This is a genomic window from Legionella sp. (assembly GCF_047605385.1).
Classification (GTDB): Bacteria; Pseudomonadota; Gammaproteobacteria; order Legionellales; family Legionellaceae; genus Legionella.
This window is the reverse complement of record NZ_JASGFU010000064.1, coordinates 1-13,805: the sequence shown is the minus strand read 5'-3', so window position 1 is coordinate 13,805 and position 13,805 is coordinate 1. Positions and strand designations below refer to the sequence as shown.

The following is a 13,805-nucleotide window of genomic DNA, read 5'->3' as shown; positions in this document are numbered from 1 at the left end:
TCCAGAACTTGCTACCGAATAAAATGAAGTCGCTTCGCGACACTATTTAATCCCCTCACCCTTGATCCCTCTCCCCCACGCTGCGCGCGGTGGAGAGGGGAAGCCCGGTGAGCTCAATTAAATACCTGGGGAGTTACTTTTTTCTTATTATTTGGTTTTTATTTTTAAATACTGTAACTGACTTATTAATATGGATTTTTAATGAGCAAAGACTTGCAAATTTAAGGTAAAGCGATAACATGATTTGTCACAGAATAATAACCAAGGGATGTTCATGAAATTTGCATTTTTTTCTACAGCGTTACTCGCTTCTAGCATTGCTGCTGCAGCGCCGGCAGTTGATGGATGGTACCTCAGTGCATTTGGTGGTTACACTTATCTACCCTCAAACATACGTACTGGGAATTATGGTTTTTTTCTTTCCAATGTCAGTTATCGTGATGGTTACAATGTGGGTGGGCGCATTGGCTTTCAAAGCAACCCAATTCGTTATGAATTTGAGTATACTTACATTAGTGCTAACCCCAACCGCTTCCGACTTAATCATATTACTCTGCCTAATGTTGGCGGCCGCCTTAACCAAAACCTATTAATGGCAAATCTTTACTATGATTTTCCCGAAATGCTGGATTCAATCTCTCCATTTTTGGGTGTCGGTATCGGTTATGGTTTTCTTGAAACAACATTGCGAAGCACTGGCCCTGTGCTTTCAACATTCTTTAAAGAGAATGGTAATTCTTTTGCTTACCAGGGAACTGTGGGGTTGACATATAACTTTTCAGAAAATTATGCAATTAATGCTGATTATCGATATGCAGCTACTTCAAACAATAATCATTTTGGTAGGTCATTCCAAGCGCATATGGGAAATGCGGGGATTATTTATCGATTTGATTGCGTATCGTATAAGTAATTTCTTGTCTTAGGGCGAGGGTCACTGCTATTAAAGTTAAAGAATATAGCTGATTGCCTACGTTCCACAACGTGTTCGCACAATCCAGAAATCTGACTTCGTAGCTGGATCCCGCGAACAAGTCGCGGGACGTAACCCTTCGCCCATGTTACAATGACAAAAGGATCAATATAATTTCACCGATTTTTTAGCATAAGGTACAACTTGCGGCTCTTGCCACAGAGTAACAAATAGAACCATGATTACTGGCCCTAAAAATAGCCCAAGCAAGCCTAAAGTTTCTACCCCGCCTAAAATACCAAATAATACCGCTAAAAATGGTAATTCAATGGCGCCACCAATAAGCACTGGTTTGACAAAGTGATCAGCAACAAACATCACCAAAGTCCCCCAAACTAAAACAATCAATGCTCCGACTAGGCTACCAACGGAGAATAAAATAAGTGCAACAGTAACAAAAACAAAAGGTACAACAAAAGGAATCATTGCTGCCAATGCGGTAATAAATCCTGTCAAGGTAGGCGCAGGAAAACCAACTAAACCATAGCAAATGCCCATCAATACACCAACACCCAAACCAACAACAATAGTGCCATTCACGGTTGCACTTAAAGCTTTGGGTAACCGATCCGCATAACGAAACCAGCGTTGCCCAAGACAATACTCACCAACCTCATACACTTCATTAAGAATCTTATCGCCATCACGATAAAAGAAAAATAACGTTAATAAAGTAAAACCAATCTGCACGCTGCGGTTTGCTAAATTTGTGCCAATTTGTTTCACATAATAACTAGTAGGTGTTAATGATAAGTGAATATTGGAAAGGAAATCTTTAATTTTTCCTGGTTTGCCAATATTATTATCCCAGTAAGTAATCAGATCGTTGCCAAAAAATGGCAAATCTTTAAGAAAATCTGGAGCAGCGCCTCCGAGCTGATTCGTATTTTGGAGAAAATTAATAAAATATTGTATTTCTTTAATAAGAATACGCACTAACCAACTTAAAGGTAATAAGAATAATAAACCAATCAATGTGGTAAATAACAAAGCAGAAAGCGTGTTCCGCTCACCAAAAAAGTGCCGCCATCTTTTATATAAAGGATAAGTCGCAATCACAATAATTGCAGCCCACACCATCGATGGAATAAAACGGTGAATTATAAACAATGTAAGACAAATTATTGCTACAGTTAAACCCATACTAATGAGTTCCTTGTGATTTTCATTCATGATGTGAAACTCCAGGCTAATAATTGCATTACAATCCAAGCAGGTATTGCCGCCAATACGTCATCCAACATAATCCCAAACCCGCCACGTACTTTTTGATCAACATAGTGTATAGGTTGAGGTTTCCAAATATCAAAAATTCTAAATAGAATAAAGCCACACAACATCCATTTAAAACCGGACGGTGCTAAAAACATGGTTAATAGATAACCAACAACTTCATCCCACACAATACCTTTGTAATCATGAACACCTAAATCCTTAGTCACTTTATCACAAACCCAAACGCCAAGAACAAAAGCTAGTGTCGTAATTATCAGGTATGCAACCCAATGACTATTCATTAGCAATAAATAAAGAGGAAGTGCGGCTAAAGTACCCCAGGTACCTGGTGCTGTAGGCATCAAACCACTACCAAAACCAAAGGCAATAAAGTAAATCGGATCTTGCCATACACGTTGTGCTAAATTTATCTGATTCATCATTGTTCTCATGAGAAAAGACCTACTTATACTTACATTCTAAAAATGCGTATAACCATATGGAATTAATTCTTCGCAGTGATTAGTACCTGTCTTCATCCTCAATCCAGGCTGTGCTTCAATAACCCCAATAGGATAACAGATTAATTCTGCTTTTTTCAGAGCAGTCATCAACGCGGCCACTTTTCCCTCAGGGACAGTAAAACATAATTCATAATCATCACCCCCTGTGAGGGCCAAGTCAATTGCTTTCTCAGCACAGTATTTACTAATTAAGGGATGCAGCGGGATTGCTTGCGCATCAAGATATGCGCCAACACCACTGGCAACACACAGATGATTTAAATCGGCACTCAAGCCATCGGAAATATCAATTGCTGCCGATGCTGTGGCCCTTAAATAGTTACTTAAATCAACTCTTGGTTTGGGAGACAAAAGTTTCTGCATCAATTCAGCCTTATTTTTTGCATCAATATCCTGAACATCTAATAGCTTAACTGCTAAAGCTGCCGCACCAATCATTCCCGAAACAAAAATAACATCACCAGGTTTTGCTCCTCTACGGCGTAATTCTTGCCCGTGCGGTACTTGCCCAAAAATAGTTAAGGTAATTGATAAGGGCCCATGTGTGGTATCTCCACCAACCAAAGCAATATTAAATTGCCCTAAAGCATCATTTAATCCACGTGCAAATTCGCTTAGCCAATCCGCATTCATTTCTGGTAAGGTTAAGGCTAAAGTGACCCAGCAAGGTTGCGCACCCATCGCGGCTATATCACTGACATTAACCATTACTGAACGATAAGCAATATCATAAGGCGCCCATTGCGCTAAAAAGTGCACATTCGCCACCAAAGTATCCGTACTCACTAATAAACTCATGCCATCTGCAATACGTAAACAGGCAGCATCATCACCAATACCCAATAAGACATCTTCGCGTTTTAGGCTCAAATGTTTAAAATACTTATCGATCAAAGAAAATTCATTCATTATCAAGACTGATCTCTATGGAACGAGCATGTTTTGCCAGGTTATTTAATACACCATTGACATAACGATAACCGTCTTGAGATCCAAATTTTTTTGTCAATGATACCGACTCATCAAGAACAACTTTATAAGGAATTTCTGGGCAATGAAACAGTTCAAACGTACTAATACGCAGTACTGTCAGCTCGATGGGATTTAAATTGTGTACTCCTCTGTTGTCTAAAAAAGGTGCAAAATGCTGCTCCAACTCTTTAACATGTTCTGGAATACCATAAAGTAGACGGCAAAAATAATCAACATCAACTTTCTCCATGTTATTGATTACGCGAAACTGAGCTTCAATTTCATGTAATTCGCTTCCAGACATTAACCATTGATAAAGTGCCTGAAGTGCTAATTTTCGTGCTTTTCTTTTACCGCTTATTGACTGCTTTTCCACTATAACCTCATGAATTTTTTTTGCTTATTTATTGCGAATAAAAATCCTTTTATTTTTCCTTCGAACTATATTTTGCGACTTGTTCCTGAGAGATAATCACCATCTTCTCAGGGTCACTGCCATTAAGTTTAAGCCAATTTTTTATTGCCTACGTCCTGCGACTTGTTCGCGGGACGTAGGCAATCAGCCATATTTCTTAACTTAATGGCAATGCTTCTCAGGGTCTCCCCTATACGTCAATAGGCCTATGATATTGGTTGACTTTTAAGTAGAAAGAATCCTAAACTAATGCTTAAGGCGTGCTGCGCCGGTGTTGACGCACCAGCGCTGCACTAACCATAATCCTAGCTGAAACTAGAATCATGGCTAAGTACAAGTGTATCATATTTCTCGCGCGTTACAATTTGCGTAATGCGTGATTATTCTGATATGTGCGACGCAATGTTCTGTTGGCAGGAAGTCAAGAGAGTTTCGCAGTCGCTCATTGATTTTCGCCAACGCCATTTGCTCGTGCAGCGCGCACAGCATGCCTTCTTTGCTGATGTTCATCAACAAGGAACTCCTGTTGGAGAAATGCATGCTAAATTGCTTGACTCATATTTTGTTAATTGATAATAATCGATTCACCTCATTACTGGTGTTGCGTTTGTTTGCTTACCTTGGCTGCACTGTAGAACATGTGAATAAAATGGCGCAAGTAGAACAATTGATAAATGAAGAACCATTTAACGTTGTTCTCATGAACCTTGCCTGCTCCTGCCAGAAAAAACGCACGATTTCTCAATGCCTTCGCTATCTGCAGCAAGAAGTTCTGGTGATTTCTTATGCCCCTGAGGTTTTGTTTAACGATTTTAAACAAGCAGCGCTCGGCACGCATATGAAATTAGTGGATGATAGCTGGATGCTTGATACGAAATTGTTCCAATGCTTGACCTCTTTGAAGTGATAAAAATGTTACATTACTCTTTTTTCATCTCATCTATTGTTTGTCTAAAATCGCTTACGTCTTTAAAACGTTTATATACCGAAGCAAAACGCACATAGGCAACATGGTCCAGACTAAACAAAGCATTCATTACTAGTTCGCCAACGAGACGAGAATCAATTTCACGCTCACCGCGACGACGGATTTTTTGAGTAATGGCAATGATTGCGTCTTCCAACGCATCAACACTCACTGGCCTTTTTTCCAAAGCACGCAACATACCCGAGCGTAAATTATTAATACTGAATGGCTCTCGTCTGCCATCACGTTTAATAATTGATGGCATAATCAATTCAGCCGTTTCAAATGTAGTAAAACGCTCATGACATTCAAGACACTCTCGTCTTCTACGTACTTGAGCACCATCAGCCACTAAACGCGAATCAACAACTTTAGTTTCTTCTGCATGACAAAAGGGACAATACATGATTACCTGTACACTGGAAATTCACGACACAAACGCAATACGTTTTCTTTAACCTTTGCAATAGTCGCTTCATTGTTAATATCATCAAGAATATCCGCTACCCAATTTGATAAAAGAGTAATCTCTTTCTCTTTAAATCCGCGAGTAGTTACCGCTGGAGTCCCCAAACGCAAACCACTAGTAACAAAAGGTGAGCGCGGATCATTAGGTACTGAATTTTTATTTACCGTAATATTAGCGCGACTTAATGCTGCATCCGCATCCTTACCGGTGATGTCTTTATTAATTAAATCAACTAGGATTAAATGATTATCAGTGCCACCAGAAACAATATTATAACCTCGACTAATTAATGCTGAACTCATAGTTCGTGCATTAGCAAGTACTTGTTCTTGATAAGTCTTGAACTCAGGTAATAATGCTTCTGCAAATGCCACCGCTTTCGCAGCAATTACATGCATTAATGGGCCACCTTGCATACCAGGAAACACTGAGGAATTTAATTTTTTCTCAATTTCTTCGTTGGCACGACACATAATCATTCCCCCACGTGGGCCTCTTAAGGTTTTATGAGTAGTGGTAGTAACTACATCAGCATAGGCAATGGGAGTAGGATATAAATCTACGGCAATAAGACCTGCAACATGGGCAATATCCGCCATCAAATAGGCGTCAACCTTATCAGCAATTGCCCTAAATCTTGGCCAATTCAAGGTTCGGGAATAAGCTGAAAAACCAGCAATAATTAATTTCGGTTTGTGCTCTATAGCAAGACGCTCCAAAGCATCATAATCAATTAAACCAGTTTGCTCATCAACGCCATAAGAAACTGCTTCATAAAGCTTGCCTGAAAAATTCACTTTTGATCCGTGGGTTAAATGACCACCATGCGGTAAAGCCATACCCAAAATAACATCGCCAGGAGCTAATAAAGCCATCATTACTGCTGCATTAGCTTGCGATCCTGAATGGGGCTGAACATTAACATAATCAGCACCAAAAAGTTTTTTCGCACGAGCAATAGCCAAGTCTTCAGCAATATCAACATATTCGCAGCCACCATAATAACGCTTTCCTGGGTAACCTTCAGCATATTTATTGGTAAGCACAGAACCTTGAGCCTCTAACACACATGGGCTCACATAATTTTCTGAAGCAATTAATTCAATATGATCTTCCTGGCGCTGTTGCTCATTAGCAATGGCTTGAAATAATTCTTTATCAAAATTTTCTAGGATATAACTTCCATTAAACATAAAGTTCCTTGAAGTAAAAAAGCGTCAATAGACTACCACAAAATTTAATTAGATACGAATATGAACTAGAGGTACATTTATACAACATCAAAGAATCCCTGGATAAGCCAGGGACACATGAGAATTTGGTTGTTTTTTTAATGATGTTCTTCAACATTTGTCAGGTCTTCTGCAGGATGTTGTACTGCGGGTGATTGACCTGCTGGACGCACATTCCTGAGGTTACGAGGTTGTACAACAACTGGCTGTTGTGATTGTGGCTGCACAACTGCTTGTCTTCCTGCTTGATGACTCTCATGACCATGAGCATTTACCTGAGGATTTCTACGGCTTTGATAAACTCTCGTCTGCGACACTGGCCGTCTCTCATGGTGATGATGGCGTTGTCCTAAACGATACTCATCATGACGATGTATTTCTACATATGGAGGTGGTGGTGGAGGGTAATAACCTGGCGCGTAATATCCTTCTTGAGCAACACAGGAAGTAAGTAAAAGCAATAATAAAAGACTAGGTATTACACGTTTCATAGAAACAACTCCTCAATAAAAAAGGGAAGCTACACATACATGTAACTTCCCTATTAATAACTTACTACTTAAAATTTTACTTATCTACTAGAAATTTCAGCTTTAGCGCCTTTTGCCCAAAAAGGAACAACATGAACAGTACTATCTACATTAGTGAAACCAGAATAAACAACTCCATAAGGAGATTGAATGGTCAAATACATACCTGGATGACAGTAGAAATAGTAAAATAAGCTAATGTAATGAGGGGCTTCATAACGGTAAATACTGAAATCAATAGTACTACCATCATCAAACGTACCGTATACATACACATCAGTGAAACTGTCGTTGATAATTTCTATTTGACAATAACCTGGATACAAAGTTTCTTTAGCAATGGATTTTTTATCAGCGGCATCTGATTTAGGATTCAAATGCAGATTTGCTGCAAAAAGGTTACTAAATAAACCGAAACAAATAACAAATAACAAAGACTTCAACTTCATGGCTTCCCCTTTTTTCTTAATGAAAGTCGCATAGTAACAAAGTATCGTCTTTAGTCAATAGGGTATTTTTATAACCACGGATAAATAAAAAATAAACCAATTTAGATAATAAATATCTCTATTCATGGTATATTAGCCTCGTTTTAGAATTAGGGAGCTGCAATGAGAAAACGCTTGACTATAATGGGAATAAGCCTGCTGATTGTATTTGGCGGGATTATCGCATTCAACCTGATAAAAGCATTCATGATTAAACGCTTTTTTGCGAGCTACCAGCCTCCTGCCGTTTCTGTTGCTTCTGCGGTAGCCCAAGAAGTTAATTGGCGACCAAGAATTAACACTGTCGGTAATTTTGTGGCTATTAATGGTGTTGACGTTAATTCGCAAACTTCCGGAAATGTCATTAAAATCGATTTTGACTCAGGACAATACGTTGATAAAGATGCGCCCTTGATCACCTTGGATGATTCTGTAGACCAGGCAGTGTTAAAATTCAATCAATCGGATCTGACATTAAAAAAATTAAGTTATCAACGTCAAGCAGATTTATTTAAGCGTGGTGCTACATCAAGTTCTACACTGGATGAAGCAAAAGCGACATTAGAACAGGCACAAGCTAAAGTAGAGCAAACTCTTGCACAAATTAATCAAAAACACATTAAAGCCCCCTTTGCAGGACGTCTTGGCATTCGTCAAGTCAATCTAGGACAATTTATCAGCCCAGGGCAAACTGCAATTGTTTCTCTACAATCTTTAGACCCTTTATACATTGAATTTTATCTACCGGAGCAATTTCGAAAAAAAGTACATATAAATCAAAAGATTACTCTCTACTTGGATGGATTCCCAAATGTACTGTTTGAAGCCAAAGTATCAGCGGTGAATTCTAAAGTGGACCTAAATACTCATAATGTATTGGTTCAAGGTGTCTTAGCTAACTGCCCTTCGCATGCAATTAAAAATCCCCTAAAATCTTCTTTGGTGAAAACACACAAAGAAGCAAACAGCAAGCAACTAATTCTCTCTTGCAACACTGAAGTAAATACTGCGAATAAAGTACGTCAATATGCATTTGTGCCTGGAATGTTTGCTGCGGTTGAAATTGACCAACACCCTATTGCACATACCATAATTGTCCCATCAACTGCCATATCGTACAGCTTGTACGGTAACTCAGTGTATATTATAGAAAAAGATAAAGAAGGAAAGAAAAACAAGGATGGGACTGATGTATTAACAGTAAATCGCGTTTTTGTCACTACTGGTGAACAACATGGAAATTATACGGTAATTAAAACAGGAGTGAATGCGGGACAACGTGTTGTCAGTGCCGGAGAAATCAAGTTACAAAATGGAACTTTAGTTGCAATCAATAATGATGTCCAATTAAATGACACCAGCAATCCTAAATTGCTTGGGCAATAACCTGTATATAAAGGCTTCTTTTTTAAAAGTGAAGAAGGAGCCAGATATAAAGCAACACTGCTCTTTAGCAAAACGGTTACGATTTATTTTTGTCAGGATAATTTATGAAATTTACCGATCTCTTTATTAAACGACCTGTTCTTGCCATGGTAATTAGCTTGCTTATTTTCCTTTTTGGTATTAATGCCATGAGTAAGATGCAAATTCGTCAATACCCGCGTATGGATAATACCGTCATCACCATTACTACCGCCTACCCAGGTGCAGATGCAGATCTTATCGCCGGATTCATTACCTCACCTCTAGAAAATGCAGTGGCCAGTGCGGAAGGTATTGATTATATGACTTCCTCAAGTACTCAAGGCCTAAGTACAATTACCTTAAATGTAAAATTAAACTTTAACCCTCAAGTCGCTTTTACTGATGTCATGAGTAAAGTACAACAAACTCTAAACCAATTACCTAAAGAGGCTCAACAACCCGTCATCTTAAAAACATCAGACTCGTCAACGGCCTTAATGTATATCAGTCTTGACAGTACTAAAATGACCCCACAGCAAATTACTGATTATGCAACCCGCGTGGTGCAACCTCAATTACAAACTGTAGACGGTGTAGCCAAAGCAGAAATTCTTGGTGGCTCTACCTATTCCATGCGTATTTTCCTGGATCCAGTCAAAATGGCGGCATTAAATGTAACACCCTCTGATGTGACTGGCGTGTTGGCAAAAAACAATTTCTTGACTGCTGCAGGCAATACAAAAGGGGAGTACGTCGCATTAAATATTACAGCCAAAACGGATCTTAATGATACCACTGCATTTAGTAATTTGATTGTTAGAAGCAATAAAGGTTCTATAATCCGCCTCCACGATATTGCAACGATTGAATTAGGCTCACAAAGCTATGACAGTTCGGTCACCTTTAACGGCAAAAAAGCAGTATTTATTTCCATCACCCCAACACCAACTGCAAACCCACTTACTGTAATTAGTGAAACTCGAAAAGTATTACCAGCCATCATGAAAGAATTTCCTCCTTCGCTTAGCGGAACTATTGTTTATGATGCAACAGAGTTTATCCGTGCTGCAATTGAAGAAGTAACACATACCATCGTTGAAGCAGGTGTGATTGTTATTCTTGTTATTTTTCTCTTCTTAGGTTCACTGCGCTCAGTGTTAATTCCCGTCGTCACCATCCCTCTTTCTTTAGTAGGCGTATGTACTTTGATGCTCTTTCTAGGCTATAGCATCAACCTGCTTACCCTGCTTGCTTTTGTATTGGCAATTGGTTTAGTGGTTGATGATGCAATTGTGGTTGTAGAAAATGTGCACCGGCATATGGAAGAAGGTAAAAATCCTTTTGATGCCGCATTAATTGGTGCACGCGAAATTGCCACTCCCGTAATAGCAATGACCATTACCTTGGCGGCCGTTTATGCACCTATTGGTTTTATGGGTGGATTAACTGGCACTCTATTTAAAGAATTTGCATTTACGTTGGCCTGCGCAGTTATTATTTCAGGAGTTATTGCGTTAACCTTGTCACCCATGATGTGTTCCAAAGTATTGTCTACAAATATTAACAATGGCAAGTTCGTACGTTTCCTCGACAACTTTTTTAATAAATTAAAGGCTAAATATCAACGCACTTTACACAGTTTGTTAGATACAAGAGCAGTAATGTTATTACTTGCCGGGGTAGTTATCTTAATGCTGCCTTATTTATATACCCATACCTCTGCAGAAACAGCCCCCGATGAAGACCAAGGCTTTTTCTTTGTTATGGCTACAGCACCACAATATGCCACGATTAATTATATCGAAGCATTTACCAGGCCTTTTGATACGATCTACAAAAGCTTCCCAGAAACTTCAAATTTCTTCACGGTAAATAGCAGCCAACCTGTTTCAGGTATGGTATTGAAACCCTGGGATCAGCGTAGTAAAAGCCAATTTGCCTTAAAAGAACCACTACAAGATAAATTATCACAAATTGCTGGACTCAATGCCTTTGCCATTGTTCCACCCTCTTTACCTGGTGGCGGTGGTGGTCCTCCTGTACAGTTTGTGATTAAAACCTCAGAGGACTTCCAAAGTTTATTTAATCTCTCTACGCAACTGACAGAAAAAGCGAAAAACAGTGGTTTATTCATTTACGTGGATAACACTTTGAAATTTAACCAACCACAGGTTGAACTCACAATTAATCGTTCTAAAGCCTCAGAAATGGGATTAGACATGCAGGCTATTGGTAGCAGCTTAACCAGTGCCTTATCAGGAAGTTACGTTAACTACTTCAATTTGCAAGGTCGAAGTTACCAGGTAATTCCACAATTGAGCCGCTCTTATCGAATGTCTCCCGAGCAGTTGGGACATATTTATGTGAAAAGCATTAATGGGATGATGGTGCCACTATCTACTGTGGTCACTACAGCAGAAAAAACAACGCCTAATGCCGCAACACACTTCCAACAACTTAATGCAGCAACCATCCAGGCCATCATGATGCCTGGAAAAACCTTAGGTGAAGGATTGCGCTTTTTACAAGAAACCGCTAACGATATTTTGCCTAAAGGCTTCACTTATGATTTTGGTGGTGGCTCAAGACAATTTATGCAAGAAGGCAATGCGTTGGTTTTTGCATTCATCTTTGCTATGATTATTATTTTCCTCGTCTTATCAGCACAATATGAAAGCTTCCGCGACCCACTCATCGTGTTAATCAGTGTACCTCTGTCCATTTGTGGCGCATTAATCCCCTTAAATTTAGGATTAGCAAGCATTAATATTTATACGCAAGTAGGTTTGATCACGTTAATTGGCTTAATTTCCAAACATGGAATTTTAATCGTTGATTTCGCCAATCAATTACAGCGGGAAAAAAATCTGGATAAACGCGCTGCTGTTGAAGAAGCTGCGGCAATTCGTTTAAGACCAATTCTGATGACCACTGCCGCGATGGTTTTTGGCGTATTACCGCTATTAATTGCTAGCGGTGCAGGAGCGGTAAGTCGTTTTGATATTGGCTTAGTAATTGCCTCTGGTTTATTGATTGGTACCTGCTTTACCTTGTTCGTTGTGCCAACAATATATACCTATATTGCACAAGATCATCGTCGCTTAAAAACAGGAACTCTTGATTTAAATCTTGAAACTTAATCGGGATAAGAGTAGTTACGTGCATCATGAGACACATGAGTGGAGTGCGACAGCTCATAAGGAGAAAACTCCATATAGCTGTTCAAAATCTGATTATTAAAATTAAAGCCATGGCAAAAGCTCTCGAACCGCAAAGAAATAGAGAAAAAAATTTTGCTGTGGTAATCTAGCTAAGGAAAAGACACACTCTCATGCGTTCATAGCATTACTTACAAATACTACATTAAAGTCGTTAACATTGTTGTACTTCACTATGATGATTTGAGTTTTGTTGGGGGATTTAGCTGTTCTATAAGCTCATGAATATTAGGAGCAGCGCCTGCTTCGAGCAATAACTTCACGCAATCCAGATGGCCTTTTTCGGTTGCCCTTTGTAGAGCAGTTTTACGGCTTATAGGATTATTATCTTGCGCATTGATATTTTTAACATGTTTAATAAATAACTTGAAATCTTCAACATAATTGTTATTAGCAGCATTTCTTAATCTTTTTTCCAAGCTTTCTTGACTGGAATCGGCTAATTTGTATTTTTTAATTAACATTGATATTTCTGTATCTAATGGTTTGGTTTTAAATAAACTACCGATAGGAGCAGTTAAAATGTTAGCTATATAACCTTTTCTTTGCTCAATTGTTTTTTCTGGTTGGAGAGTAAAATCAAAAATTTTAATTAATAGGTCAAGTGGTAATGCAGATAGTTTATGATTTTCATTCCTCGCTCCTTGAAGAAGAGCCAAGCAACCTAAAACATTCATTTTTTTTTTGGAATCGATTAATGCGATCAATTAGTTCAGGATATAAGTTATTGGCATAAGATAAGATATACATGTTAAGACGGCTATTTTGTAAAATACGCTCTTCTTCATATTCCAATATAGCTGAAGCTAATTCATTATTTGCTAAATGAAAACCCAACTGCAAACCTTGTATGGTTGTATTATTCATTACAACCACAAAGATTTTGTAATATTGACTTATATCAATTGAAACATTGATATCAATACGCAAATCTATAGGGCAATTTGAGCTTTGTAATAGCGAAATTAATGCATCAAATTCTTTTTCACTTAAAGGTGAATTAATTTGAAAATGTATACTGGAACGGCTTTTTTGCGAAGCTAACTTAGCAAAAATAAATTCTAATTCACTACCGCTATTATATAAAAAATTGATTTTAATTTTTTTCGGACAACGCGAGTCAACAAGAAAATCAGCTAAGTGATTAGCTCGCTTACGATATTTCTCCAATATGGGGCTAAACAAATAATTATCTCTATCATCATGTTTGTGAGTATATGTTAATTCACTAGGACAAGCATTTTGTATTAGCATACGGTTTATAGTATTGATGCTAGCGGTGTGAAGCGAGTTATAAGTGTAAGTAATTATGTAGTTATCTAATAAAATATAAGCTTTTTGGTAACTCCCCAGGTATTTAATTGAGCTCACCGGGCTTCCCCTCTCCACCGCGCG

General features: G+C 38.5%; 15 protein-coding genes. 5 read left to right on the top strand and 10 right to left on the bottom strand.

All coding sequences use genetic code 11. The features are described 5' to 3' along the window. The first annotated feature begins 274 nt into the window (after positions 1–274). Positions 275–913, top strand: coding sequence for an outer membrane protein (locus QM652_RS11940; RefSeq protein WP_415076090.1), 639 nt, complete (start codon positions 275–277; stop codon positions 911–913). Between the two features lie 165 nt (positions 914–1,078). Here the strand turns inward: QM652_RS11940 and QM652_RS11935 are convergent, their stop codons facing one another. From QM652_RS11935 to nusB, 4 genes are read right to left on the bottom strand one after another with little or no spacing between them, the layout of a single operon-like run. Next, entirely contained in the window at positions 1,079–2,146 is a 1,068-nt protein-coding gene (locus tag QM652_RS11935; RefSeq protein WP_415076088.1) for an AI-2E family transporter, read from the bottom strand. Continuing rightward, positions 2,143–2,628: a phosphatidylglycerophosphatase A gene (locus tag QM652_RS11930; protein ID WP_415076092.1), complete on the bottom strand. Its 486-nt coding sequence runs from the start codon at positions 2,626–2,628 to the stop codon at positions 2,143–2,145. The genes QM652_RS11935 and QM652_RS11930 overlap by 4 nt, the downstream gene beginning before the upstream one ends. 39 nt (positions 2,629–2,667) lie before the next feature. Beyond that, entirely contained in the window at positions 2,668–3,621 is a 954-nt protein-coding gene (thiL, locus tag QM652_RS11925) for a thiamine-phosphate kinase (RefSeq protein ID WP_415076086.1), read from the bottom strand. Next, the gene (gene nusB, locus QM652_RS11920) at positions 3,614–4,060 is read right to left on the bottom strand and encodes a transcription antitermination factor NusB (RefSeq protein ID WP_415076084.1); all 447 of its coding nucleotides are present in this window, start codon (positions 4,058–4,060) and stop codon (positions 3,614–3,616) included. Before nusB ends, thiL begins: the two co-directional genes overlap by 8 nt. Positions 4,061–4,501: 441 nt before the next feature. Here nusB and QM652_RS11915 point away from each other — a divergent pair, with 441 nt between their 5' ends. Together QM652_RS11915 and QM652_RS11910 are read left to right on the top strand one after the other, a co-directional pair. Continuing rightward, positions 4,502–4,672 carry a hypothetical protein gene (locus QM652_RS11915; protein ID WP_415076082.1) on the top strand — a complete coding sequence of 57 codons (171 nt, stop codon included), beginning with the start codon at positions 4,502–4,504 and terminating at the stop codon, positions 4,670–4,672. After that, complete coding sequence (locus QM652_RS11910; RefSeq protein WP_415076080.1) at positions 4,638–5,006, top strand: hypothetical protein; 369 nt, start codon at positions 4,638–4,640, stop codon at positions 5,004–5,006. The genes QM652_RS11915 and QM652_RS11910 overlap by 35 nt, the downstream gene beginning before the upstream one ends. A 13-nt stretch (positions 5,007–5,019) precedes the next feature. Here the strand turns inward: QM652_RS11910 and nrdR are convergent, their stop codons facing one another. From nrdR to QM652_RS11890, 4 genes are all read right to left on the bottom strand, one after another. Beyond that, positions 5,020–5,472 (bottom strand): transcriptional regulator NrdR, encoded by a 453-nt coding sequence (nrdR, locus tag QM652_RS11905; protein WP_415076078.1) that lies wholly within the window; start codon positions 5,470–5,472, stop codon positions 5,020–5,022. A 2-nt stretch (positions 5,473–5,474) separates the two neighbouring features. Further along, entirely contained in the window at positions 5,475–6,728 is a 1,254-nt protein-coding gene (glyA, locus tag QM652_RS11900) for a serine hydroxymethyltransferase (RefSeq protein ID WP_415076076.1), read from the bottom strand. A gap of 137 nt (positions 6,729–6,865) precedes the next feature. Beyond that, positions 6,866–7,258, bottom strand: coding sequence for a hypothetical protein (locus QM652_RS11895; protein ID WP_415076074.1), 393 nt, complete (start codon positions 7,256–7,258; stop codon positions 6,866–6,868). An 80-nt stretch (positions 7,259–7,338) separates the two neighbouring features. Further along, positions 7,339–7,746, bottom strand: a complete 408-nt coding sequence (locus tag QM652_RS11890) for a hypothetical protein (RefSeq protein WP_415076072.1) — start codon at positions 7,744–7,746, stop codon at positions 7,339–7,341. 162 nt (positions 7,747–7,908) lie between these two features. Between QM652_RS11890 and QM652_RS11885 the strand changes: the two genes are divergently transcribed. Both QM652_RS11885 and QM652_RS11880 read left to right on the top strand, forming a co-directional pair. Then, positions 7,909–9,171, top strand: coding sequence for an efflux RND transporter periplasmic adaptor subunit (locus tag QM652_RS11885; protein WP_415076070.1), 1,263 nt, complete (start codon positions 7,909–7,911; stop codon positions 9,169–9,171). Between the two features lie 104 nt (positions 9,172–9,275). Then, on the top strand, positions 9,276–12,332 hold the full coding sequence (locus QM652_RS11880; protein WP_415076068.1) for an efflux RND transporter permease subunit: 3,057 nt from the start codon (positions 9,276–9,278) through the stop codon (positions 12,330–12,332). 251 nt (positions 12,333–12,583) lie between these two features. Here QM652_RS11880 and QM652_RS11875 read toward each other — a convergent pair whose 3' ends face one another. Then, on the bottom strand, positions 12,584–13,087 hold the full coding sequence (locus QM652_RS11875; RefSeq protein WP_415076066.1) for an ankyrin repeat domain-containing protein: 504 nt from the start codon (positions 13,085–13,087) through the stop codon (positions 12,584–12,586). Beyond that, positions 13,041–13,805, bottom strand: a 765-nt coding sequence (locus tag QM652_RS11870; protein WP_415076064.1) for a hypothetical protein, incomplete at its 5' end; no start/stop codon positions are given. The genes QM652_RS11870 and QM652_RS11875, both read right to left, overlap by 47 nt.

Bases quoted from the DNA above. Each gene is read 5' to 3' on its own strand.
- QM652_RS11875 (WP_415076066.1), bottom strand. From the start codon at position 13,087: ATGAATGTTTTAGGTTGCTTGGCTCTTCTTCAAGGAGCGAGGAATGAA.
- glyA (WP_415076076.1), bottom strand. From the start codon at position 6,728: ATGTTTAATGGAAGTTATATCCTAGAAAATTTTGATAAAGAATTATTT.
- QM652_RS11915 (WP_415076082.1), top strand. From the start codon at position 4,502: ATGTTCTGTTGGCAGGAAGTCAAGAGAGTTTCGCAGTCGCTCATTGAT.
- QM652_RS11885 (WP_415076070.1), top strand. From the start codon at position 7,909: ATGAGAAAACGCTTGACTATAATGGGAATAAGCCTGCTGATTGTATTT.
- QM652_RS11940 (WP_415076090.1), top strand. From the start codon at position 275: ATGAAATTTGCATTTTTTTCTACAGCGTTACTCGCTTCTAGCATTGCT.
- thiL (WP_415076086.1), bottom strand. From the start codon at position 3,621: ATGAATGAATTTTCTTTGATCGATAAGTATTTTAAACATTTGAGCCTA.
- QM652_RS11930 (WP_415076092.1), bottom strand. From the start codon at position 2,628: ATGAATCAGATAAATTTAGCACAACGTGTATGGCAAGATCCGATTTAC.
- QM652_RS11910 (WP_415076080.1), top strand. From the start codon at position 4,638: ATGCTAAATTGCTTGACTCATATTTTGTTAATTGATAATAATCGATTC.
- QM652_RS11935 (WP_415076088.1), bottom strand. From the start codon at position 2,146: ATGAATGAAAATCACAAGGAACTCATTAGTATGGGTTTAACTGTAGCA.
- QM652_RS11895 (WP_415076074.1), bottom strand. From the start codon at position 7,258: ATGAAACGTGTAATACCTAGTCTTTTATTATTGCTTTTACTTACTTCC.
- QM652_RS11880 (WP_415076068.1), top strand. From the start codon at position 9,276: ATGAAATTTACCGATCTCTTTATTAAACGACCTGTTCTTGCCATGGTA.
- QM652_RS11890 (WP_415076072.1), bottom strand. From the start codon at position 7,746: ATGAAGTTGAAGTCTTTGTTATTTGTTATTTGTTTCGGTTTATTTAGT.
- nrdR (WP_415076078.1), bottom strand. From the start codon at position 5,472: ATGTATTGTCCCTTTTGTCATGCAGAAGAAACTAAAGTTGTTGATTCG.